We start from the raw sequence: 22,998 nt of genomic DNA, 5'->3' as shown, positions 1-22,998 counted from the left end.
GTAGTTGTTGATTTTACTATTTTCATTGTCTATAATGAAAGACGACTCAATAGTGATTATCATTATCATTTAATGTTGTTGAGAAACCAATTTGACGGGGATTGCAAATGAGACTATGGATATTAGTATTAGCAACTGTTATCCTTTCCTTTATCTCGCTATTTATAGGGGCTATTGATATTAAACCGAGCGATCTGCTTGAATGGAATTCAGATAAGACGCAAATTTTCTTGATGAGTCGGTTGCCAAGGTTAATGGCTATTATTTTAGCTGGTGCAGGAATGGGAATTGCGGGCTTAATTATGCAAAGTTTAAGCCGAAATAAGTTCGTATCACCGACAACGGCAGGTACACTAGATGCGGCCAAATTAGGTGTCATTGTTTCAATGATATTCTTTACAGGCATGTCCTATATGGGCCAAATTTTATTTAGTTTTGCATTCGCCTTAATTGGAACATTTGTCTTTATGCAGCTGCTTGAACGTATAAAATTCAAAGATGTTATATTTGTACCTCTTATCGGGATTATGTACGGTAATATTATTGGTGCTATGTCGACGTTTTTAGGATATGAGGCAGATGTTTTGCAAAATGTAGAGTCATTCTTCTTAGGAAGTTTTACATTAGTCGTTTCTGGACGCTATGAATTACTGTATGTAGCAGTACCAGCGATATTTATTGCTTATATTTACGCTAACAAATTTACTGTAGCAGGTATGGGCGAGGATTTTGCCAAAAACTTAGGTTTAAGTTATCGTACAGTGTTAAATATCGGTCTTGTTATCGTAGCGCTCATTTCTACAACAGTTGTTTTAACAGTAGGAATGATACCGTTTTTAGGATTAATTGTACCGAATCTCGTTTCCTTGTATCTAGGAGATAATTTACGTAAAACAATTCCTCATACGATTTTCATGGGAGCGGCATTCTTATTGGCATGTGATATCCTAAGCCGATTAATTGTGCATCCATATGAGATACCGGTAAATACAACAGTCGCTGTAATTGGCAGTGCGATCTTCTTAATCATGTTGTTTAGGGGGAAAGCATATGCGAAAAAATAGTGTAAAGCTAATTATTTTGGCTGTTATTGCAATAGTTTGTATGGCGTTATTTGCCTTTTATAATATTCAAGGCGGTTTTAGTTACGCCTTTCCTAAGCGTGTGGAACGCTTAGCTGCAATGGTTATAACCGGTACAGCAATTGCGTATGCAACTGTGATTTTTCAGACGATTACACATAACCGTCTATTAACGCCTTCTGTTATGGGAATTGACTCCATGTATGAAGTCGTACAAACGGTGATTTACTTTACGGCAGGTTCGGCTTCTATCTTTGTTGTAAGCCGGTACTTAAATTTTGGTGTAGCAATCATTGCAATGGTAGTTTTCGCACTGATTTTGTATCGTTTTTTATTCCGGGCAGATAAATATCCGATTTTCCTTCTATTATTGGCAGGTATGATTATTGGAACATTACTTGGAAGTTTGGTCACCTTTATGCAAGTTATCATCGATCCTGTAGAATATGAAAGTCTGCAAGCTCGTTTGTTTGCAAGCTTTATGAATGTGAAGACTGAATTATTGCTTATTTCAATTGTCATTTTAGGTGCAGCCTTTATTTACGGCTATCGATTATTACGTGATTTAGACGTAGTATCTTTAGGGCGTGATAATGCGATTAATCTAGGTGTAGCCTATGATAAAATTGTGCTGAAAGTTCTGATTTTATCGTCTGTTTTAATCGCTACTTCAACTGCGCTAGTTGGTCCAGTGACATTTTTAGGGTTAATTGTAGCAAATTTAGCTTATCAATATTTGGCTACATATAAACATTCCATATTAATTATTGGGGCGAGCTTAATCAGTATCATTGCGCTGGTAGGCGGACAATTCATGGTGCAGCATGTTTTCCAATTGAATACAACCATAAGTGTCGTAATTAACTTTGTCGGTGGGATTTACTTTATATACTTATTACTGAAGGAAAGTAGGAAAGCAGGATGATTGAAATTAAAGGGCTTTCTAAAAGCTTTGGGAAGAAATCTGTCATTGAAAATGTAACATTGCAAATCCAGCCAAAAGCCATCACATCTTTTATTGGTCCAAACGGTGCCGGTAAATCGACGTTATTATCCATGGTGAGCCGTCTCTTAGATGCTGATACAGGTGAAGTATTTTTAGATCAAACGGACGTTAAGAAAATGAAATCGGATACTTTTGCGAAGCGTGTGGCTATATTAAGACAGGCCAATCACTTGAATATTCGTTTAACTGTACGCGAACTTGTTTCCTTTGGACGCTACCCCTATTCAAAAGGACGGCTGAGTGCAGAGGATGAAAGAATTGTAGACCAAGCCCTGGAGTATTTGAATTTAACAGAAATGCAAGATAAGTTGTTGGATGAGTTATCAGGCGGTCAAAAACAACGTGCTTTTATTTCTATGGTGATTGCTCAAGATACGGAATATATTTTATTAGATGAGCCATTAAATAATCTGGATATGAAACACTCTGTACAAATTATGAAAATCCTGCGTAAGCTAGTAGATGAGTTAGGGAAAACCGTTGTCATTGTATTGCATGATATAAATTTTGCTTCCGTATACTCTGATCGTATCGTGGCGTTAAAGGATGGACGACTTGTAAAGGATGGCCCAGCGCATGAGATTATTAACTCAGAATCCTTGCGTGATGTGTATGATATGCATATTCCTGTACAGGAGCAAGATGGTTGCCGTATTTGCGTTTACTTTAATTCTCATTAAGATCTGCAAAAAGCTGTGCTTATCTATTTCTGGAGCAATCAGCAAGCAGACGCTATATTTTAAAAAATCTAACATAAAATTATGCAAAGGACTTCAAAATAGTAACGTATTTTGAAGTCCTTTGTTATATGGAAATATATTTCTTTAAGAAAAAGGGAATAGAGACTTTACTAAGGTATCGCACAAAAAGAGAGGTAAACCTGCAAGTTGGGAGATCCTCAAACAGGATACTATTTGGCAAAGCAAGTAATAAAAAGGTTTATCAGAAAATTTAAAAGTGTTGACATAATTTGTGATTTTCCTTTAAAATGATAATATCAAATGAAAATGATAATCGTTTTCAATTAAACAGGATACCTAGGAGGAAAACAAAGGATGAAGAAGTGGAAAGTATTAACTGCAATGGCTGCTTTAACATTAGTGTTAACAGCTTGTAACTCAGGTGATGAGTCAACAACTGGAGGATCTTCTGAGAAAACAAAAACAGAAGAAAAAGGAACTACTGAAAGTTCTAAATATCCAATGACAGTATCTTCCTTAACAGATTCTCGTGAAGATGAAGAAAAAGGTACGACAACTACATTTGAAGATGTAAAATTAGATAAAATGCCTGAACGAATTGTTACACTTGATTATGGTTTCTTAGATACACTAGATGCAATGGGTGTTGAAGGAATCGTAGGAGTAGCAGCTGGCGGCGGTAAAGGGAATATGCCTGAACATTTAAAAGAAAAATATGTTACTGACGGTGTTGCTGATGTTGGTACATTAAAGCAAATCGATTTTGAAGCAGTAGCAGCTGCCGAGCCGGATGTTATTTTCATCTCTGGCCGTCAAACACCATTCTATGAAGAATTAAAAGAAATTACACCGAATGTAATCTTCATCGGTTCTGATAACGAGAATTACATAGAAGCTGTAAATGAAACAGTCGATTTAGCAGCTAAAATTTTCGATAAAGAAGAAAAAGGTAAAGAGTTAAAAGCGTCATTACAAGAGAAAGTTGATGCAGTAAAAGAAAAAGCAGCTGGTTATGACAATGCACTGGTAGCTATGTATAATGACAAGAAAATCTCTGGTTTCGATAATGGTGAAGATTCCCGTTTCGCATATGTTTACAATGACTTTGGCTTCAAACCGGCGACAACTGATATTGAAGCATCATCTCACGGTTCTGACTTCTCATATGAGTCAATCCTATCTGTAAACCCAGAAGTATTATTAATCATTGACCGTACTGCTTCTGATGTTGAAACAATTAAAAAAGATGTTGAAAATGATATTATCAAACAAACTCGTGCTTATAAAGACGGCAAGATCGTCTACTTAGACGGTGTGAACTGGTACTTCTCAAGTAACGGTGTAACAACTGAGGTAGAAAAACTAGATGAAATCTTAAACGAATTAAAATAATCTTTATCAATTAAGGAGCATGTCTTAAAAAGGACATGCTCCTTTCATAAAAAGGAGCGAGTAAAGTATGTTTGTTCAGATTCGTAAGTGGACAGTAACAGAGGGGAACTCAGATAAGATACTGGCACGCTTCAAAAAGAAGCCAGATCAGGGACCGTCCTTGATAGAACAACGCGAAGGCTTTCTAGGCAGGGAGCTTTTAATGAAAAAAACAACACGCGGAGAAGAAGAAATAATTATGATCATTCGGTGGGAATCTGAGAATGCGTGGAAAGCATGGGAGAAGAGCCCTGAGCATATTGCGGGACATAAAGCGAAAATCAAAGAGCATGGTGGGAAACCACCCCAACCTGAATACGTGATTAATAGTGAGCATGGAAATTATTTCGTAGTTGAATAAGAATAATGACAACAAAACGCCCCTTGAAAGAAAGGGCGTTTTTTATAAAGTGAATTTCCCTTAATTTTTGAAACAAGAAACTCTTCCAGAATACATGCTTATTTATACCTGTCAGTCAATATACTAGAAGTTTTATATGTAATGATCCTTAGAATTGCTGGAAATTAAAAGACTAAAGTTGGGGTTGACTCATCCATTATTTTGAATTCATAGCCTTTATGCTTCAGTCTGCGAATAATTTCGGGCAGTCCATCTACGATTGTAGTATTGCCGTTAAAATCGTGTAAGAGAATATATAGAGAATCTTTTTCATCCACCCCTTGCATAATTAATGTAAGTAATTTTTTTTCTGGAATGGGAGGGTTCAGTCCATCATTTGCATCACAATTCCAATCATAGTATTTATATCCTCTCTTTACTACCTCAGTTTTTAATTGATTCATTAAATTAGTACCGGCATATTGTTTAGCGACATAATTATTGGAACCACCAGGAAACCGTAAAATTTTTGGGCTTTCGCCTACTTCTTTTTTTAAGAATTCTTCAAGTTGATTAATATCTTTGAAAAATGAATCTGCAGATCGGTAAATTTTAGAATAATCGTGTGAGTAGGAATGTAGCCCAAGGGCATGGCCATCTTTAACAATCTCCTTATACAAATACATATGTCCCGGACTTGCTGTTCCTGTTACAAAAAAGGTTGCTTTGACATCCTGATTTTTAAGGATATCCAATATATCCTGTGTACAATTAGATGGTCCATCATCGAAACTGAGGTAGGCTGTTTTAGCAAATGATTCTACTGGTATGAAAAGTTGGAAAATGAGCAAAGTGATAACAGATAAAATACGCATAATAAACTCCTCTGTTAGAAAATGATTTTATTATAGTTTTCGATTACCGACTAAAATATATTCTTAAAAGAAGTTGAATAATAAGGTAAAATGTTTAATATCGAAAAGGAACATGTATAATAATACATAGGCATTTCAGAAAGGTTGATAAACATGATAGAGATACAAAGTTATACAGTGGAAAAACTAGAAGACCCATTTGGTATTCTTTCCGGGGAAAGATACGAATATTTACTGGAAATTGCTGTTCCCGAGGATGATGAGCTTTATACTGAAAAAGGTCTACAGTTACGTGTTATATATGTAATTGATGAAAATAAGGATCAAATTTCAAAGTATGAATTCATAGAGAGTGAAACACAAAGCGTTCTCGATTTTGAGCTTGAGGATGATGAGTTATCTATGGTGTTACAATTCTGTAAAGAACATACTGACGTAGAATATGAAGAAGATTGAAGAAGTCATAAATTACAGATAGTATAAGAATTATGAATATAGAATAATGCAAGAGTGCCTTATTCATAAGGATAATAGGGAAACCGGTGTAATTCCGGTGCAGCCCCCGCTACTGTATGCGCGGATGAAATGGTTTGTAAACCACTGGCTCGTTTTTTGAGCATAGGAAGGTAAATCAGAGTAAATTGATGCGTTAAGCCAGGAGACCTGCTCTTTCATTGCATGTACTATTTTTCGGAGGGAAGAGTAGGGCAGCCCGAGCCTCTTGCATTAGTATGGGTATCTGCCTTAGCTTTTTTTCGAGCTAAGGTTTTTTTATTATTTAAAAGTATGGGGGAATAACAGTGTTGAAAAAGCAAAACTATTCATTTTTATTTGTTTTAACGTTACTATTGTCCATTTTTTTATTTGGATGTTCATCGGCTAATGATGACTCAACTCAGAAAAAAGAGGTTTCTGAATCCGCATCCGCGGCTTTTCCAATTGAGCTGAAGGATGGGTCGGGCGAAATAATTAAGATTGAGGAACAACCTGAAAGCATCGTATCTTTATTGCCAAGCAATACTGAAACTGCCTATGCACTTGGCCTGGGTGAGAAAATTGTGGCTGTATCTGATTACTGTAATTTTCCGACAGAGGCTGCTGACAAACCTAAAGTTGGCGGTTTAGAAATCAATGTAGAAAAAGTTTTGGAATTAAATCCTGATTTAGTTTTGCTTTCAGCAAGCCATTTTAATAATGCCAAGGATACAATCAAGCAATTTAAAGCAGTTGGTATTAATGTAATTATTGTTCCAGATGCGAATTCATTTGAAGAAGCATATGGGACAATTGAGTTAATTGCGAAGGCTACAGGGACATCCGAAAAGGGTGAAAAAATTATTGATGATATGAAGAAAGCAGTAGCAGACATTAAAGAGAAGGCCAGCAATATAAAAGATAAAAAGAAAGTGTGGATTGAAGTATCCTCCTCTCCAGATTTATATACGGCAGGCAGCGGAACCTTTATGGGAGATATGCTTGAAATCATTCAGGCAGAAAATATTGCCGCCGATCAAAAAGGATGGGTTACGATGAGTGAAGAACAAGTTATTGAGCGCGAGCCTGATGTAATTATTACTACATATGGTTATTATATTAAAAATCCTGAAGAACAGATATATGGAAGAAAGGCCTGGTCTGAAGTACCTGCTGTTAAAGATAAGCAGATTTATGATGTAAATAACGATACTGTGTCACGCCCAGGACCACGTTTAACGGAAGGTTTACAACTGTTATCTGAAAAAATCTATCCTAATATTTTTAAATAAATAGTACTATTTAAGAGCTGAACCGGACTAATACGGGGAGGCTTTTTTTGTCGAATTAAATATTTTAAATATTCTAATAATAATATTGATATTTTCCTTTTGCGAACGTAAGATGATACTAATACGTATTCGTACTCACACATGGGATTGGAAGGATAAGCATGTTATTTGTAAATGATCTGCCGACTGCAGCAAGGGATAAAATGCTATATGCAGCCCTGCAATTATTCACTACTAGAGGCTATAAAAACACATCAGTTCTGGATATCGTGGAATATGCGCGTGTCTCAAAAACGACGTTTTACCAACAATTCGGCAATAAAGAGACTTTGATTGTTGCTTTATGTGAAAGCTTGATTGGAGACATTGCGGAAGAGATTAAACTTGCTGCTTTTAATGAACCTAGAACTGGTTATAAAGCGTACGCAGGTATATTGCGCTACTTGGAACTTTGTTTTACCAATAAGGCTGTTGCCAATTTTATTTTGCTTGAATCGGTTGGGATATCTCAGGAGGTAGAAGTGGTCAGACGAGAAGCACTTAAGAGTTTTGGAGATCTCATCTTTATTTTTGCTTATCAGGAGTTTCCGGAGAATATGAATGAAGAGGAAATTCGAATTATATCCCAGGCAATGGTTGGCGCAATTAATGAAGTGGTTATTCAAAAATTCAGGGAGCCAAATCATCAAAAGACAGATGTAGAATATCTGGCAAGATTATTAAACCGGCTGGTAATGAACTCATTTAGCAATCTTTCAATCTATTAAACCAGTTGTATAGATATGAAGGAGGGAGAAAGTTGGTATCATTTTTACCAAGTGAGGAAGAACAGGCATTTGTTAATGTGGCAAAGGATTTAGCATTACATAAAATTCGTCCACATGCCAGACAAATAGAAAAAAATCAAGGTGTTAGTGAGGAGATTATAAGGCAATTGCATGATCTTGGATTATTAAATCTGGAATTGCCCGAATCATTTGGAGGATTGGAACTGCCGCTCGTTTCCCAGGTTCAAATTGCCGAGGCGCTTACTTATGGTGACCTTAATACAATTCAGGGTCTACCAGGTGCAGGAGAGGGGGCTTCGTTTATTAGGTTAAGAGAAGAACATCATCTATTTTCTTTTTATCAAGCTCAATGTGCATCTGGAAATTATCCAACAGTGGCCCTAGTGTATCCAAATCAGCAAAAGGTGCAAATCAGGAAAACGGATAATGGATATATTATTGACGGAGAAACGAGCCCATTGAAAAATGCCAGAACGGCTGAATACCTTTTAATAGCCGGTATTGATACAAATGGTGAAGCAGTGTTGCTCTTTTTAGACCGAATTAATCATTCATGGAAAGTAATAGATGGTGATTATCGCTTAGGCTTATTGAGTGCTGGTTTCGCTCGAATCCATCTCAGTGAAGTAACCGCTACCAATATGGCGATTATGGCAAGCGGTTCAGAAGCGGAAATGTGGTTGAAAGAATCATTAAGCCGCATCCGTACATTAGAGGCTGCGAAAGAAATTGGCGTTATGGCAGCTGCTCTTGACTATACAGTGGAATACACCTCCCAGAGAAAGGCATTTGGTACCGAAATCGCGAAGTTCCAGGGTGTTTCATTTACTGTTGCCCAAATGGCGATTCAGACAGGGATAGCCAGGCATCTTGTTTTATATGCAGCAAAACAAATTGATGAAGGAGAGTCAAATGCCGTTTTTCATAGTATTCAGGCACTTAACAGAGCCCATCAATCACTTCGATATGTAACAGACTCGAGCGTACAGCTCCTCGGAGGACATGGATATGTTCAGGAGCATCCCGTGGAAAAATGGATGCGGGATGGTCAGGCACAAGTTGGCTGGTTTGAGCAAGAAGGAGATTTAGAAATCAGGGCAGGAAACTGGATCATTCATAGTTCGGAGAGGGGGGTGAGCAATGATCACTTACGAGTTGACGCCACATCAAAGCCAAGTTAAAGAGATGGTTCATTGGTTTGCAGAAAACGAAATACGATCCGTATCCATGATTGCTGACCAATTAAAGAAAGTGCCTGATGATTGGCTAAACAAAGTAAATCAACTCGGAATTACACTCAGTACATCTTCATTTGGGAAGTCAAGCGAGGTGAAAACGAATAAAGACTCTAGAAAAGTGAAGGAGCGTCAGGGGAATCGTTTGGGAGTAATTGCTTCAGAGGAGCTGGGCTGGGGAGATTGTGCAGTTGCTTTAACACTTCCGGGTCCGGGGCTTGGCGGACCTCCTGTTCAGCATAGTGGCACACCTGAACAAAAGGAACGATTTTTATCCATTTTTTCAAGAGATGAAGAACCAAGATGGGGAGCATATGCCTTGACTGAGCCGGAGGCAGGCTCAGATGTATCTGGTTTACAGACGACAGCTGTTAAAGTAGATGGCGGTTATGTCATAAATGGACAGAAAATATTCATTACCAATGGGAAAAGAGCTTCCTGGGTTGTTGTATTTGCTACGGTAGATCGCAAGCTGGGAAGAGCCGGGCACCGGGCTTTTGTCATAGAAAAAGGTACACCTGGCTTTTCTTGTTCAAGGCTGGCAGAGAAAATGGGGCTTCGTGCTTCGGAAACGGCAGAACTTGTGTTTGAGGATTGTTTTGTCCCGGATGAAAATTTACTGGGCGGAGAAGAGGCTTATAGCAATAAAGGGGATGGATCAGGTGGATTCAGGGTTGCTATGAAAACGTTCGACAGCACAAGACCCATCATAGCAGCCATGGCTACGGGAATCGGAAGAGCCGCCTACGAATATACATTGGATTTTGTAAAAAAAGAATATCCTCAGCACGGCAACCATTATCAACAAGCCCTGAGGCTATTGGCAGAAATGCAGCAGAAAATACTAGGGGCACGTCTGTTAACTTGGGAAGCTGCCTGGAAAGCGGATTTAGGAAAACCAAATGCAAAAGAAGCGGCCATGTGTAAGGCCTACGGAGGTAAGATTGCATTGGAAGTCACTTCGGCATGTCAGGAAATTCTTGGACCATATGGTCTAGAAGGTCATCTTGTTGAGAAATTGTATCGAGATGCAAAAATCTATGACATTTTCGAAGGGACCAATCAAATTCAGCAATTAATCATTGCGCGTCATCTTTATGATCCATATGGAATCCGCGTGTGATGAATTTATTAATCATGTTAGGAGGTGGTGAAAAGAAAAGCATCTGAAGTAATTTGTTTTAAAAACTGATAATTCAAATATTTAAAAGGTATAAATAAAAGGAGGATTTTTAAATGGGAAAAGCGATTGAAGAATATACATTAGCGGAGTCCTTTGCAAAAATTGAGGAGGCATTTCAAAGTAATCCACAGCCACTACAAGGGATTACCACCCGTTATCAGTTTACGATTACCGGTTCCGAAGAAGGAGTCTACCAGCTCAATATTCATGATGGTCAGGCAGAAGTCGTAGAAGGAGAAGAAATATCTGCAGATTGCACACTTATCATGTCCGTTGAAAACTTCAGACAATTCCTTGTCGGCAAATTAAGCGGCACAGTAGCCTTCATGTCCGGCAAACTAAAAATCAAAGGCGACATCGGCAAAGCCATCAAATTAGAAGGAATATTAAAACAATATAACGTGAAGGAATATTTATAAGAAAAGCTGAGGCGACTGGGCAGGCCCGAAAAGCATAAGAGGGAGGCGCGTAGGGAGTGAATTTAAGGAACAAAGACTAAGAACGCCACATCGTGTGGCAACGTCTTTGTGACCTACGTCGTGTAGGCCTCCGCAGTGTCTACCCTTATGACTCGAGGGACTAGGAGCCGAAGCTAGATCGTTCGAAAAGCTGAAGTGGATTGCTCAAAAGTAAGAAATTGCCATTATAATAGAAAAGGAGGCGGGTTAGTGGGACAAAATTGTGTATTAGAAGTAAACGAAAAGATTGCGATCCTTACGATTAATCGCCCTCCCCTAAATACATTGAGCAGAGATACATTATATGAAATTGGCTCCTATTTAGACGATATAGAGAACTCCAACGAAATAAGAGCGATTATTTTAACCGGAGCAGGAGAAAAATCTTTTTCGGCTGGAGCTGATGTGAATGAATTTGCTGATTTGACGGAGCCGGAAAAAGCAAGGGCAACGATTCAAGGTATGCATGACTTATTCAATCGGATAGAGTTCTTCCCAAAACCCGTTATCGCAAGTATAAATGGACGTGCGCTCGGCGGAGGAAATGAACTGCAAATGGCCTGCCACTTGGTTATAGCTGCGGACACAGCGGAGTTTGCATTACCTGAAATAAAACTTGGAATTATGCCAGGTTATGGAGGGACCCAAAGGCTGCCAAGATTGATTGGCCGTAGGCGGGCGCTTGAATTAATGTTAAGCGGGGAAAAAATATCAGCAATCAAAGCACTGGAATACGGGTTGATTAATAAAGTTGTGCCTGCAAAAATGCTGAAGTATGAAACCTTAGCAATTGCTACCCGATTGGCTGCTGGGCCGCCACTTGCGCTTCAAGGCATCCTAGATTCAGTCATGAGAGGTACTGATGTTTCCTTGGAGGACGGGATTTCTATTGAATTGGATAATATGTTAAAAATAGCCCAATCAGAAGATGCAATGGAGGGGATTAGTGCCTTTTCTATGAAAAGAAAGGCAGAGTTTACCGGTAAATAATTAACGGAAGACCGACGGAATGAGACAGTTCACCAGGTAAATTTAAAGCCCATTGGATATGGAGTACCAATGGGCTTTTAGGTTACTTATGTTTATGGAATCCTTCTTCCATTAAATAAGATTTTGCTTCATTATATGATGGGAACGTTCCATCCAGGTTTAAGCCTGCGTATACATTCCACATATCATCCTCGAACATAATGGTAAGAGTATGACCTTCATTATTTATCCAAGTTTCCTCTTCACTAGTGGTATCGGTGTCATGATTTTCAAACCGATCAGTAGATAGAAGCTGAATGGATTTTGATATAATTGTTTCCAATTGCTCTGCGGAAAAATCTCTGATGTTTACCAAACCTTTATAATCAATACGGTAACCTGGGATTCCTTCAGCATAGACAAAACCATTGCCGTTAGGGTGCAGGTGGTAGACTACATTCATTTTATCTGATTTGCTTTCAGGATATTGATAATTGACACGTCCAAGAGAAACATTTTTACGTTCGAGTTCCTTAAAGGACTCTATAATTGCGATTTTTTCTTCAAAAGTTAACATACTGCCTCCAGAAAAGTGGATTTTACTATTCGTTCATTATACCATTAATGGATCGTTTACGTTATGCTCAAAGCATGTAATTATGGATTCTGATAAACAAGGGAGGTTATAAAGATGAATAACGGAAAAAATCGCAGTGATATACGAGCAGGATTAGAAGTCGATATCGTTTTAAAAAAGGACCAGCGTACCGGAACCTTAACTCGGGGTATTGTTAAAGATATACTAACCAATTCAGCAACACATCCGCATGGCATTAAAGTACGGTTAACGGATGGCCAGGTCGGAAGGGTTCAGCATATTATTAAATAATGAGGACAACCGCCGTTTTTAATTATCCTAGATGGTGAATGACAGTATAGCCCCAATAATTAAGAAGCTGATCTATTGATCAGCTTCTTGTTGTTTGAGCATCCTTATGATGAAATGGGCACTTTCCGGCAATAGGTTCTATATCGTCACCGATAAAGTATTGCTTCCATTCATTATGATGGGGATCGCCGTAATGGCTGATGTCGGGATGTTTCGGGAGTTGATCCCATTTTTCTACACGTTCACGAACTTTCTCTCTGGACATAATCCCGCCTTTTTCCGTTCCCTCAAGTCCTTCAAAAATCATTCGTGGCTGAAAGCCAAGAACTAAACTATTACCGAGGTCACGTGTTTTACGCTGTTTGTAGGCAGGACAATTACCAAAGATAAAGAATGGTTCGCCGGCAAAGTGAAAGTCCCACAGGAAATGCTCAGGATCTTTCGGTTTATCTTCCGGCCATAGTTTAGGATCATGTTCGTGTAAATATTGCAGAATCCTCCAAAAGTAATCCCTGTAGTAAGGGATATCGCGTTCCTCTTTCTCAGGTTCCACAAATACAAATAATCCATGCCTGATATGTGGGGGCTCTTTAAATAATTCAAGGAAACTTTCTACTGCTTTCGGTAGAGAGGACCAATCCTCATGAGTCATATACGCATAACGGAGTTCGCCTTTATTCTCTGCTTTCATACCAAAATAACAAGGAAATGTAGGGTCAGTCACAGTGTTATGGAATGTTTCGTACTCCTTAGTTACCCATTCGGGTACGACTTGTGGATTCGTCATATCTTGCTTTTCTAATAAATTGGTTTTTTGCTGTAGCATACTGTTTATTCCCCTATAGATTCATTTTATTTAGTTCTTTATTCCCTAAAAATTGTTATTAAAACATACGAATAATAGTAAAACGTTGTTTTTTGTTTATAAAAAGGAGCTAGAGGGGGGGAATTTATTCATATATTGGCAGTTTTTAAGAATCTACTTTCGTATGGTCCGATTTCCTGCAGCAATATTATTAAATGGCAAAAGTCTTATAACTTCTATAAATCATCCTTGCCATGCTTTCATCAAGGGCCCTTCCTTGCCAGTAACTGGATCGGTTTTAGGAAGTGGTACTTTACTGATCTCTACTAATACTTCGGGACGTTCATTTTCCTTCCCATATTTAGTGTTATAGTTCATTCCATCTGGATAAGCACCCGCGACAGAAAAGTCAGAGCTGGCATTCAGGCGTTTATGTCCGGTACCGGCTGGAAGAATGATTACATCGCCTGTCTGAACATGAATTTCTGTGCCTTTTTCACCGCCAATCATTAATGTGGCTTCTCCTTTAATAACACCGAGTACCTCATGTGAATTACTGTGATAATGATGATAATCAAATACTCCATCAATCCAACTGTTGAGCCATTGGTTTTTATTGAAAAGAATCTCCATATTGGATTCCGGGTTTTGGACGGCTTGTTTATAGAGAACGACGGGTAAGCTTGGGTTATTAGGGATTGTTCCGTCATCTTTCAAGAAAAAGGTTTGATAATGATTCATAGTATTTCCTCCTTTTTTGTTTAAGAAATTCCCTGTTTCGAAAGTGATAAACAGGGCCTGTCACATATTGTTAGTGAGAGTTTGCTAGCCAGGTAGGATTTTTAAGAGGATTAAACAAATAGCATTATAAAAGTAGGAAGTAGAAAGTGGAGAACGATCCTTATGGTTATGAGTGATTTATAGTGAAAAAGAGTGATAAGAGGATAATCCTGCAATGAATAAATCTAGTTTTAATGGTACCTGATTGTATTCGGCTAAATAGTATATAAGAATTTCTGATTATAAAATATTTGTTTGAAGAGATTAAAAGAAGGTAATTTTATAAAATAATGAAATTACTTTACTTTTAACTGCAGTAGAATCCGTGTATAATGCACATTAATATAAAATCGGTTTGATAAATATACAAAAATATACAGGGGGGAGACCGAATGAGAGACGTCACTTTATTAGATATCTTTGAACATCGCATAGCTCAGAAATATTTAAATCGTTCTGGCTTGGCACATGCTATTGCCGTTGCTTATCATGCCTTTCATTTAGCTAAAGAGCAGAAGGTGGATGTGGATTCTGCTGCGAAGGCAGGTCTGCTTCATGATATTGGACATTTTACTTGGTACCGGAATGGTAAATGGGATTATGATTTATATAGGGAAAATGATATTCATCCAATAAAGGGAGCTGAAAGAGCTCATAAATTATTAATTAGGCTTGGTGAAAATCCGATTCAAGCAAAGGTTATTTCCCACGCCATTTTATTTCATACCGATTCCTTTTTACCTTCGAATGATATAATGAGGACACCGCTTCAGCAAGTAGTGAAATGGGCAGATGAAAAGGATGAAGAAGAAGGTGGACTTCACCATTATCGGAAAATAGATTACGAACGAGCAAAAGCCAGTATCATAAAACTGGATTCTATGATTGATAAGGAATTAAAAGAACATAAAAAAATGGTATAAATAAACCCCCTTCAGTTGTGAGACGAGGGGGATTTTTATGCTTGCTTTTGTGCAAATAGAAATTATTCATAAAATGTTCTCTTTATGCCTACCCGGAATACGAATATAATAAATTTGGGTAGAATGAGATATATTTCCATGTTGGGTGTAAAAACCGTAATACATAGATCGGGGGAAATGATATGGGTTTTAAAGCACCACACGAAATTGCTATAGCAGCAGTAGAAGCAGGTGTGAAGAAGACCAGTTTATCATTAACAAATTTATTAGTATTGGGATTTTTGGGTGGTGCTTATATTTCAGTGGGTTATTTACTGTATATCCGAGTAACCGCAAGCTTGCCGGAAGATTGGGGAACATTTGGAACATTTATAGGAGCAGCCGTTTTCCCGCTTGGACTTATTTTAATCTTAATTGCCGGCGGAGAATTATTGACCGGAAACATGATGGCCGTGCCAATGGCCTGGCTCGCCAAACGAATCCCTTTATCACGTCTAGTGCATAATTGGTTTTGGGTCACGATTAGTAATTTTGCGGGAGCCATATTTGTAGCCTATTTCTTTGGCCATTTAGGAGAGTTTACAGCAAGTGGGGTTTATCTCGAAAAAACCGTGGACATTGCTGCTCATAAAATCGATGTAGATTTTTGGCCGGCTCTTATCTCAGGAGTTGGATGTAACTGGCTCGTAGCACTTGGCATATGGCTCTCATACAGTGCCAACGATATTGGAGGGAAAATAGCAGGAATATGGTTCCCAATCATGGCATTTGTGGCAATTGGTTTTCAGCACGTAGTAGCGAATATGTTTGTGATTCCGGCAGCTATATTCGAAGGTTATTTTACTTGGATGGATTATCTTATAAATTTTGTACCTGTATTTTTGGGGAATGCCATCGGCGGATCTGTTCTCGTTGCGCTTCTGTATTGGAAATCCTATCAATCATCTATTGTCCCTTCAATTGATAATGAGAATGGTAAATAGGAAGTTTTAAAGAATATAACTTGTTTTATAGAAAGAGTATTGGTTATAAATTATCTAATAAATAGCGACTAAACACTTGGATTAAAAGAGATCCAAGTGTTTTTAGAAAAGATGGAATGATTAATTATTAACAAGTATACGATTTAATCATATATCCATGTAATATATTTAATGGGAGCCATTTATGAATCGGGACAGCTTGTCTATTATTGAAAAACAGTTAGTCTTCTTCACCTTGACGGGCAGCCCAAAGAACAATGGCTAATATAATAAATAATATTTCCATTATAGGATCCTTTGTAACAGCTTTTAAAAGTACTAATAGGATGACCCCATTCACAGGATTTTCGTCTGTCAGCATAATCACAATAATGTCCAGCAGCGGGAGGGCAAAATCCAATATATTAAAATCATTTTCAGATTTCATTCTTACAGTCCCTTCCGTTTTTTTACCATCGTATTCGAAGGAAATAGAAGAGGTGTGTTTTCGCAGAGATAAAGGGCGTAAGACAAATGCGTGGCAAGATATTTATACGAACAGTAAACCGAATGGAGGTTGTTGAAATGGATATTACTTTGGTGAAAGCAGAGGAAAGGGACGCAACAGATTTATTAGCCAACCAACGTGAAGCATTTATGCCTCTGCTGGAGAAATATAAGGATTATGATACAAATCCTACAGCTGAGGGCATTGAAAGGGTATTGAAGCGAGTGAACAATCGCAATGGTGTGTTTTATAAAATTCTATTTAACAGACAGTTTGTTGGAGCTATTAATATTCAATGGAGAGAAGGGACCGAAGTATATAAAATTAGTCCCATGTTCGTTTTACCTGAGTATCAGGGTATGGGAATTGCTCAGAAAACGATAAAAATCGCTGAACAGTACTACCCATAGGCGGAAAGTTGGGAATTGGCGACGATCAAAGAGGAAGAAGGCAATTGTCATCTGTATGAAAAGATGGGCTATATTCGAACAGGTGAACTCAGAAAATTGAATGAGAATACTACGTTAATTTATTATAAAAAACTCATGAGAAGCAGGTAGTTGGTCTCAAGGCATAGGCGATAGTAGTATATATTTTCCACCCTCAAGAGAGTATTCTATCGAAATTTTTTGTCCGGATTTAAGAATAGCAAATAGGATACATATAGAGTAAGCACTGCTGACAATACGGAAAATTATTCTATGTTAGAATAATCACAAAGGAGGCAGGTGCTTATGAATACAATTCCCCTAATTATTGCTGTTATCGCAGGGATTCTCTATGGATCAGTGCGCTCCATAAAAATGCAAAACAGTGAGGAAGATTCTTTAAAGAAGGAAGCAGGCCTATACTTACAAAGTATTGTAGTCTGTATCGCAGTTTATTTAATAGTGAGTTACGTTCAGACAATCTAAAATCTTTCCATACATATTCTGTAGGATCCTTTCTGTAAAAGGGATTTACCACTGCATGTATCAAAACTGAACAATATGAAATATGGGGAAAAGAACAGGCCCTAAAATGAAAACAGGTGGAGATAAACGAGTCGTTTTTCTCCACCTGTTCATGATGAAAAAGGAACGCTCTTAATTGCATTTCTTTTTCAATGAGTATATTAAGAACATTGGCATTCATGGGCTTCTAAAAGTTGTTTATAATGCTTTGCTTTCTTGTATTGTGTAATTTTGTAAAGATACTGTGATGGGTGCTTAGCATTGCTAACAGCGTGTATAGCATTTATGTATTCTATATTATGTTTTGTTTCAGATTTGTTGCTTATTGTGATTGTATTCATGATTACACCTCATAAGTCTTGTTTAACTAAACGGAGTATACAACAAATTTTTATTGATTTTTCATTTCTAACAATCTTGTTAGTGTGTGATAAGTCCTTGTTATTTTGCAGATAAGTAGTATTTTTATGAATTTTTAAATGAAAACTCAACCTTAAGGAATTATGAAAGAAATAGGGTTCCAAGGTGGACATTCTAAATGTGCAATTAATATATGTAAAAATACAAAGGTAGTTAGCTTTATTAATTAGTACTTTTATTTATTAGGCTTTGTTAAAGTTCATTGTTGATTGGATTAGCTGGTTGATCGTAGTAGATGGCCTGAGATTGCTTAGAAAAGCGAGGCTCCCGGACCGTCCGCGTAAAGCGAAGGCCAGGAATGGATATTAACATTTAAGGTTAACCGAGCTATAAAAAAAGCTGCAACTAGGCAGCTTTTTAACTTTCTATATTTTTGATTCTTCTATCGAGCGTTTATGCCCTTTATAGATAAAATAGAGGGAAATAAACATAAATAGTAATGCAAAAACACGTTTAATGTCTAATTCTATGACTAAACTGTTGAACCATCCAAAATGATCGATCATTACCCCAATTATAAGTTGACCAGCTATTCCAGAAATATTAGTTGCGATAACCCCAATTCTAGGAACTGCCATGACAGTCAGAAGTAAATACATAGTGCCTAAAAATGCTGCACTCAATTGCCATTTAGGTGCTTCTAGAAGTCCAAGTACATTTCCACTACCAAAAAACATAATAAAAATGGTAAGAAACATTGTTCCAGTAAGAAAGGTTAGAAAGGTTGTTTCAATTGTTCCGGCTTTTCGACTAAATGTACCATTTATAGATGATTGAGCGCTTAATGTAATACCGCCAATCAATGTGAATAAAATCATAAGTAACCCCATAATTATGTACCTCCTAGTTGATTAATATAAGTGCAATAATCATTGAAATAACTGCAAAGATTTTTTCTTTATTAATTCTTGTTTTTTTACTACCCAGCCAACCAAAATGTTCAATAACCATACTCATGATTAATTGTCCGATAATTACTGCAACCATTGTTATACCAACACCAACAAATGGGACACTTACAACGATGGAGGTTAAATAAACAACACCTAGAACACCACCAAGTAACGACCATTTAGGTGCTTCAAATGTATAGGAAAGCTTTCCTTTTCCAAAAAACAACCACAATAGTCCCATAATAATTGAACCCATAAAGAAGTTATAAAAGCTTGTTTCTATTTGTCCAACTGATTTTCCTAATTCAGCATAGATAGCTCCTTCAAAACTAAGGGCTGCTCCAGCCAATAGAGCTAATATGAAAAATATAAAGCGCATAGATGATATCTCCTTTTTTGTATAATTGCATATCTAGAAGAATAGATATAATTGAGTAAAAAAAACAGAAATCGATATAAATTAGATCTCTGTTCTAAAGTAATTAGCTAACTGTTGAAGAAATTCTTCATTACGCCTATAGTAAGTCCATTGTCCATGACGAATTGATTCAAGTAAACCAGCTTTTTGCATCATGTTTAAGTAGCTAGAAACCGTAGATTGAGAAATCTTGGCTTTTTCTTGAATATCTCCAACACATACTCCACCCTTGTAATTAACCTCCTTTGGTAGGTGAGCGCCTTGTTTTGGGAAGTACTTCTCTGGTTCCTTTAACCACTTTAGAATATTGAGTCTTGTTTCATTAGATAACGCTTTGAATACATCAATTAATTCCATGAGCATAATTATATCGAGATTTCCCGATATGTCAAGTTGATGGAATAAAAATTATAATATGTGAAATAAATAAATTACAGTTGATGAAATAGAGAAGTTTCTTGTTGAAATTGAGGCAGAATAAATAAGGATATGAATAAGAGTTAGGGAGGCATAAACAGATTAATAATTATAAATTAAATGCAAATGTTTGTGAACTTTGATGGTTATTGAGATGGAAGAGGGAGGGGATAAAAAGAAAAAACCCTTGCTACACAAGGGTTTTCTGGTAATGGAGCTAAGGGGATTCGAACCCCTGACCTCTTCGCTGCCAGCGAAGCATTCTCCCGCTGAACTATAGCCCCATAATATAAAGTTAAACTGTACAATCTTATTTTAACTAATTTAGAATGAAAGTCAATCTTGTTTTAATTATCATTTAATTCTGAAATATAATGTATATTAGTTACTTTGATATGGAAGCGGAAGTATAATGTTTAAAATGTATGATAGCTATGGGCTTGAAAATGAGATGAAATCTAATGGTAAGATATATCAAAAGGATTCAAGTAATAAAATGGCATATAAAGAGGAGCAGAAGGGAAACTAGAGTGGTTTCTCTTCTGCTCCATACTAATCAGAGTTATGCATTTTCAATTTCAATACTCATTATTCCTTCGATTTTCGAAATGGAATAATAAACATCCGTTATACGGCGTTTGCTGTCAATAGTGCTTTTTAAGCGAATTTGATGACTGTTAGTCAAATCTTTTATACGAACAGATTTGATTGAAATCTCTTTTTGTTCTATTAATTCTATAATGGGTGCAATACTGTCTTTTTCAGCAATGATTAACTGGAGAAGCAGGTCTTTTTCCCTGAATTTCTTAGGCCCGATATGACTAAATAATAATGGGAGCCACTCAACGCTGATGATTAGTAAGAATACCCCAGCGATTGCTTCCATATAAAAGCCTGCTCCAACTGTTATGCCTATACCACCTGCTCCCCAAATTAATGCTGCAGTAGTTAAACCGGAAATGCTGTCATTTCCTCTTCTCAATATAACCCCTGCACCGATGAAACCAATCCCAGATACAATCTGAGCTGCAAGACGGAGCGGATCCATTGTAACTGTTACGCCTAATGAGGAGCCTTTCGCATTATAGGCAGATTCAATAGAGACAATAGTTAATAAACAGCTAACTATGGAGATTACGAGAGATGTTTTCAGACCAACCGGTTTTCTTTTAATTTCCCGCTCCAATCCTATGATTAATCCAAGTACAGCTGATATGCATAGTTTAATAATCATTTGTAAATCAATTGAAAAATCCATGTAGGTACCCATCCTTTATAAATAAGTTCTTCTATATAGAATAGAATATGATACGATGAGGTTCCAGAATAATGAATTATTAGAAAAATTATTTAAGTTTCAGAGAAGGATGAAGTATATGAAACAGTCACTCTTCAAACCTTATTTTGCTATTGTTATTGGTGTTATAGCAGTCTCTTTTTCAGCGATACTTGTCCGTTATTCGGAAGCGCCATCCAGTGTCATCGCCTTTTATCGCATGTTATTTTCCAGTTTGATTCTTTTACCTTTCTTCTGTAAAGGGTCTATTAAAGAAATAAAGGGGATTAATAAAAAAGATTGGATATTATGCATATTGGCTGGTGGCTTTCTTGCATTTCATTTTATTTTGTGGTTTGAATCTCTCCAACACACATCTGTGGCTAATTCGACTGTATTGGTAACGTTGCAGCCTTTATTTGCTTTTTTAGGTACCTATTTTTTATTTAAAGAACGAATCTCTTTTGGAGGAGCCATAAGTATTATCATAGCAATTGCCGGCAGTATCTTAATTAGTGCCAGTGATTTTGCACATGATAGGCTTGCTTTGTTCGGGGATGTACTGGCCTTGATAGCATGTGCACTGGCAACGGCGTATTTTTTAATTGGACAAATAGTTCGTAAAAGGATTGGACTTACTGCTTACACATTTATTGTATATGGTATAAGTGCATTCATCTTAATAATTTATGTATTGGGAAGTGGACATGAGTTAGTCCATTATTCTATAGAAGAATGGTACCTATTTATTTTGCTGGCAATAGTACCAACCTTATTGGGACATTCGCTCTTCAATTGGGCAATAGAATGGGTAAGTACAACGAAAATATCAATGGCGATACTATTCGAACCTATAGGTGCAACAGTATTGGCTTACTATTTATTTAATGAAACCATATCAGTTATGCAATTGGTTGGTGCCTTATTTGTATTAATGGGATTATCTTTATTCATTTTAGTGAATAATAGAAAAGACCTATTGGTGGATCGTGTTGTTAAATAATAAGCTACATCGCAAGGTACCCATACTAGTTTTCCTTGCAATTTATTTAGATAATAAATGTCGTAGCTAGTTTTATGAGTACTTATATGGAATGGATGAAAAGGATAAAATGAATGAATAGGTTCTGATTGAAATTTGGTGTGAGGAAAGGGACAAAAACGACCAAAAACATTGATTAAATGCTGGTAAGTTTAATGTTGTCTCATGATGCTATGGAGAAATAATATAAAAAAGCGAAAAAAAGTGAAAAAAGTACTTGCACTCTAATATATGTACATGATATATTAACTATCGTTCACTTCGTTGAATGCTCGTCAAACAAAAAACTTTTAAAAAGTTGTTGACGAAGATAAGATATTCTGATATATTAAAAAAGTCGCTAATGCGAACAAGATAACAAAAGAAAATGAAGTCAAAAAAACTTTTTAAAAAAGTTGTTGACAACAAAATGTTATCTTGATATAATATAAAAGTCGCTAACACGACAGATTGTTCTTTGAAAACTAAACAAAACGAAACGCCAAGCAAGTCTAAAAACAAGAGATTTTTCAAATCTCGTCAATTTGCTTTAAAAATTTAGCTAGATCAAACATCTTTCGGAGAGTTTGATCCTGGCTCAGGACGAACGCTGGCGGCGTGCCTAATACATGCAAGTCGAGCGAATCAAAGGGAGCTTGCTCCCGATGATTAGCGGCGGACGGGTGAGTAACACGTGGGCAACCTGCCCGTAAGATTGGGATAACTCCGGGAAACCGGTGCTAATACCGAATAGGTTCTCTTCTCACATGAGGAGAGAAGGAAAGTTGGCTTCGGCTAACACTTACGGATGGGCCCGCGGCGCATTAGCTAGTTGGTGAGGTAACGGCTCACCAAGGCAACGATGCGTAGCCGACCTGAGAGGGTGATCGGCCACACTG

Annotated in this window: 26 protein-coding genes, 1 tRNA gene, 1 rRNA gene, 1 pseudogene and 1 riboswitch; of the genes and pseudogenes, 19 read left to right on the top strand and 10 right to left on the bottom strand. The window is 37.2% G+C overall.

All coding sequences use genetic code 11. The features are described from left to right. The first annotated feature begins 107 nt into the window (after window positions 1-107). From AC4G3K_RS10490 to AC4G3K_RS10470, 5 genes are all read left to right on the top strand, one after another. Entirely contained in the window at window positions 108-1,064 is a 957-nt protein-coding gene (locus tag AC4G3K_RS10490) for an ABC transporter permease (protein ID WP_491133265.1), read from the top strand. Next, window positions 1,051-2,007 carry an iron chelate uptake ABC transporter family permease subunit gene (locus AC4G3K_RS10485; protein WP_491077694.1) on the top strand — a complete coding sequence of 319 codons (957 nt, stop codon included), beginning with the start codon at window positions 1,051-1,053 and terminating at the stop codon, window positions 2,005-2,007. Before AC4G3K_RS10490 ends, AC4G3K_RS10485 begins: the two co-directional genes overlap by 14 nt. Beyond that, window positions 2,004-2,768: an iron ABC transporter ATP-binding protein gene (locus tag AC4G3K_RS10480; RefSeq protein WP_491077695.1), complete on the top strand. Its 765-nt coding sequence runs from the start codon at window positions 2,004-2,006 to the stop codon at window positions 2,766-2,768. Before AC4G3K_RS10485 ends, AC4G3K_RS10480 begins: the two co-directional genes overlap by 4 nt. A 375-nt stretch (window positions 2,769-3,143) precedes the next feature. Next, window positions 3,144-4,181 carry a siderophore ABC transporter substrate-binding protein gene (locus AC4G3K_RS10475; RefSeq protein ID WP_491077696.1) on the top strand — a complete coding sequence of 346 codons (1,038 nt, stop codon included), beginning with the start codon at window positions 3,144-3,146 and terminating at the stop codon, window positions 4,179-4,181. A 67-nt stretch (window positions 4,182-4,248) separates the two neighbouring features. Continuing rightward, window positions 4,249-4,581: an antibiotic biosynthesis monooxygenase family protein gene (locus AC4G3K_RS10470; RefSeq protein ID WP_491133264.1), complete on the top strand. Its 333-nt coding sequence runs from the start codon at window positions 4,249-4,251 to the stop codon at window positions 4,579-4,581. Between the two features lie 164 nt (window positions 4,582-4,745). Here the strand turns inward: AC4G3K_RS10470 and AC4G3K_RS10465 are convergent, their stop codons facing one another. Further along, window positions 4,746-5,435, bottom strand: a complete 690-nt coding sequence (locus tag AC4G3K_RS10465) for a polysaccharide deacetylase family protein (protein WP_491077698.1) — start codon at window positions 5,433-5,435, stop codon at window positions 4,746-4,748. A gap of 153 nt (window positions 5,436-5,588) precedes the next feature. Here AC4G3K_RS10465 and AC4G3K_RS10460 point away from each other — a divergent pair, with 153 nt between their 5' ends. The 7 genes from AC4G3K_RS10460 to AC4G3K_RS10430 all read left to right on the top strand — a co-directional run bounded on the left by AC4G3K_RS10460 (window position 5,589) and on the right by AC4G3K_RS10430 (window position 11,855). Continuing rightward, entirely contained in the window at window positions 5,589-5,891 is a 303-nt protein-coding gene (locus AC4G3K_RS10460; protein WP_491077699.1) for a DUF6509 family protein, read from the top strand. A 35-nt stretch (window positions 5,892-5,926) separates the two neighbouring features. Further along, window positions 5,927-6,120, top strand: a riboswitch (cobalamin riboswitch). A 118-nt stretch (window positions 6,121-6,238) separates the two neighbouring features. Beyond that, window positions 6,239-7,201 (top strand): ABC transporter substrate-binding protein, encoded by a 963-nt coding sequence (locus AC4G3K_RS10455; protein ID WP_491133574.1) that lies wholly within the window; start codon window positions 6,239-6,241, stop codon window positions 7,199-7,201. Between the two features lie 161 nt (window positions 7,202-7,362). Beyond that, a complete protein-coding gene (locus AC4G3K_RS10450) occupies window positions 7,363-7,968 on the top strand; it encodes a TetR/AcrR family transcriptional regulator (protein ID WP_491133263.1) in 606 nt (201 codons plus the stop codon). Between the two features lie 32 nt (window positions 7,969-8,000). Then, on the top strand, window positions 8,001-9,170 hold the full coding sequence (locus tag AC4G3K_RS10445) for an acyl-CoA dehydrogenase family protein (RefSeq protein ID WP_491133262.1): 1,170 nt from the start codon (window positions 8,001-8,003) through the stop codon (window positions 9,168-9,170). Next, window positions 9,130-10,347 (top strand): acyl-CoA dehydrogenase family protein, encoded by a 1,218-nt coding sequence (locus AC4G3K_RS10440; RefSeq protein ID WP_491133261.1) that lies wholly within the window; start codon window positions 9,130-9,132, stop codon window positions 10,345-10,347. The genes AC4G3K_RS10445 and AC4G3K_RS10440 overlap by 41 nt, the downstream gene beginning before the upstream one ends. Before the next feature lie 113 nt (window positions 10,348-10,460). Further along, on the top strand, window positions 10,461-10,826 hold the full coding sequence (locus AC4G3K_RS10435; RefSeq protein WP_491133260.1) for an SCP2 sterol-binding domain-containing protein: 366 nt from the start codon (window positions 10,461-10,463) through the stop codon (window positions 10,824-10,826). Between the two features lie 249 nt (window positions 10,827-11,075). Further along, on the top strand, window positions 11,076-11,855 hold the full coding sequence (locus AC4G3K_RS10430) for an enoyl-CoA hydratase/isomerase family protein (protein ID WP_491133259.1): 780 nt from the start codon (window positions 11,076-11,078) through the stop codon (window positions 11,853-11,855). Between the two features lie 82 nt (window positions 11,856-11,937). On the opposite strand, the gene AC4G3K_RS10425 is transcribed toward AC4G3K_RS10430, so the two are convergent. Continuing rightward, window positions 11,938-12,411, bottom strand: coding sequence for a hypothetical protein (locus tag AC4G3K_RS10425; RefSeq protein WP_491077705.1), 474 nt, complete (start codon window positions 12,409-12,411; stop codon window positions 11,938-11,940). A 114-nt stretch (window positions 12,412-12,525) separates the two neighbouring features. Here AC4G3K_RS10425 and AC4G3K_RS10420 point away from each other — a divergent pair, with 114 nt between their 5' ends. Beyond that, a complete protein-coding gene (locus AC4G3K_RS10420) occupies window positions 12,526-12,723 on the top strand; it encodes a YwbE family protein (RefSeq protein WP_491077706.1) in 198 nt (65 codons plus the stop codon). 79 nt (window positions 12,724-12,802) lie between these two features. Here AC4G3K_RS10420 and AC4G3K_RS10415 read toward each other — a convergent pair whose 3' ends face one another. Together AC4G3K_RS10415 and AC4G3K_RS10410 are read right to left on the bottom strand one after the other, a co-directional pair. Then, window positions 12,803-13,549, bottom strand: coding sequence for a YqcI/YcgG family protein (locus AC4G3K_RS10415; protein ID WP_491077707.1), 747 nt, complete (start codon window positions 13,547-13,549; stop codon window positions 12,803-12,805). 222 nt (window positions 13,550-13,771) lie between these two features. Further along, complete coding sequence (locus tag AC4G3K_RS10410) at window positions 13,772-14,269, bottom strand: cupin domain-containing protein (RefSeq protein ID WP_491133258.1); 498 nt, start codon at window positions 14,267-14,269, stop codon at window positions 13,772-13,774. A gap of 431 nt (window positions 14,270-14,700) precedes the next feature. On the opposite strand from AC4G3K_RS10410, the gene AC4G3K_RS10405 reads away from it, so the two are divergent. Continuing rightward, a complete protein-coding gene (locus AC4G3K_RS10405; RefSeq protein ID WP_491077709.1) occupies window positions 14,701-15,231 on the top strand; it encodes an HD domain-containing protein in 531 nt (176 codons plus the stop codon). Window positions 15,232-15,413: 182 nt separating this feature from the next. Beyond that, window positions 15,414-16,214 (top strand): formate/nitrite transporter family protein, encoded by an 801-nt coding sequence (locus AC4G3K_RS10400; RefSeq protein WP_491077710.1) that lies wholly within the window; start codon window positions 15,414-15,416, stop codon window positions 16,212-16,214. Between the two features lie 220 nt (window positions 16,215-16,434). Here the strand turns inward: AC4G3K_RS10400 and AC4G3K_RS10395 are convergent, their stop codons facing one another. Beyond that, window positions 16,435-16,641, bottom strand: coding sequence for a hypothetical protein (locus AC4G3K_RS10395; protein ID WP_491077711.1), 207 nt, complete (start codon window positions 16,639-16,641; stop codon window positions 16,435-16,437). Between the two features lie 137 nt (window positions 16,642-16,778). On the opposite strand from AC4G3K_RS10395, the pseudogene AC4G3K_RS10390 reads away from it, so the two are divergent. Further along, window positions 16,779-17,261, top strand: a pseudogene (locus AC4G3K_RS10390) (GNAT family N-acetyltransferase). Window positions 17,262-17,435: 174 nt separating this feature from the next. Continuing rightward, window positions 17,436-17,615 carry a hypothetical protein gene (locus AC4G3K_RS10385; protein WP_491077712.1) on the top strand — a complete coding sequence of 60 codons (180 nt, stop codon included), beginning with the start codon at window positions 17,436-17,438 and terminating at the stop codon, window positions 17,613-17,615. A gap of 824 nt (window positions 17,616-18,439) precedes the next feature. Here AC4G3K_RS10385 and AC4G3K_RS10380 read toward each other — a convergent pair. The 5 genes from AC4G3K_RS10380 to AC4G3K_RS10360 form a co-directional block, all read right to left on the bottom strand. Beyond that, window positions 18,440-18,904 (bottom strand): DMT family transporter, encoded by a 465-nt coding sequence (locus AC4G3K_RS10380; protein ID WP_491077713.1) that lies wholly within the window; start codon window positions 18,902-18,904, stop codon window positions 18,440-18,442. 13 nt (window positions 18,905-18,917) lie between these two features. After that, entirely contained in the window at window positions 18,918-19,346 is a 429-nt protein-coding gene (locus tag AC4G3K_RS10375) for a DMT family transporter (protein WP_491077714.1), read from the bottom strand. An 81-nt stretch (window positions 19,347-19,427) separates the two neighbouring features. After that, on the bottom strand, window positions 19,428-19,742 hold the full coding sequence (locus tag AC4G3K_RS10370; RefSeq protein WP_491077746.1) for an ArsR/SmtB family transcription factor: 315 nt from the start codon (window positions 19,740-19,742) through the stop codon (window positions 19,428-19,430). Window positions 19,743-20,014: 272 nt separating this feature from the next. After that, a tRNA-Ala gene (locus AC4G3K_RS10365) sits at window positions 20,015-20,086 on the bottom strand. A gap of 278 nt (window positions 20,087-20,364) precedes the next feature. Next, window positions 20,365-21,048, bottom strand: a complete 684-nt coding sequence (locus AC4G3K_RS10360) for an MgtC/SapB family protein (RefSeq protein WP_491077747.1) — start codon at window positions 21,046-21,048, stop codon at window positions 20,365-20,367. A 130-nt stretch (window positions 21,049-21,178) separates the two neighbouring features. On the opposite strand from AC4G3K_RS10360, the gene AC4G3K_RS10355 reads away from it, so the two are divergent. After that, entirely contained in the window at window positions 21,179-22,081 is a 903-nt protein-coding gene (locus tag AC4G3K_RS10355; RefSeq protein ID WP_491133257.1) for a DMT family transporter, read from the top strand. Between the two features lie 593 nt (window positions 22,082-22,674). Beyond that, window positions 22,675-22,998 (top strand): 16S ribosomal RNA (locus AC4G3K_RS10350); the annotation flags it as partial.

Source organism: Bacillus sp. z26 (assembly GCF_058313635.1).
The sequence above is the reverse complement of the archived record's forward strand: the minus strand, read 5'-3'. Positions and strand labels throughout refer to the sequence as shown.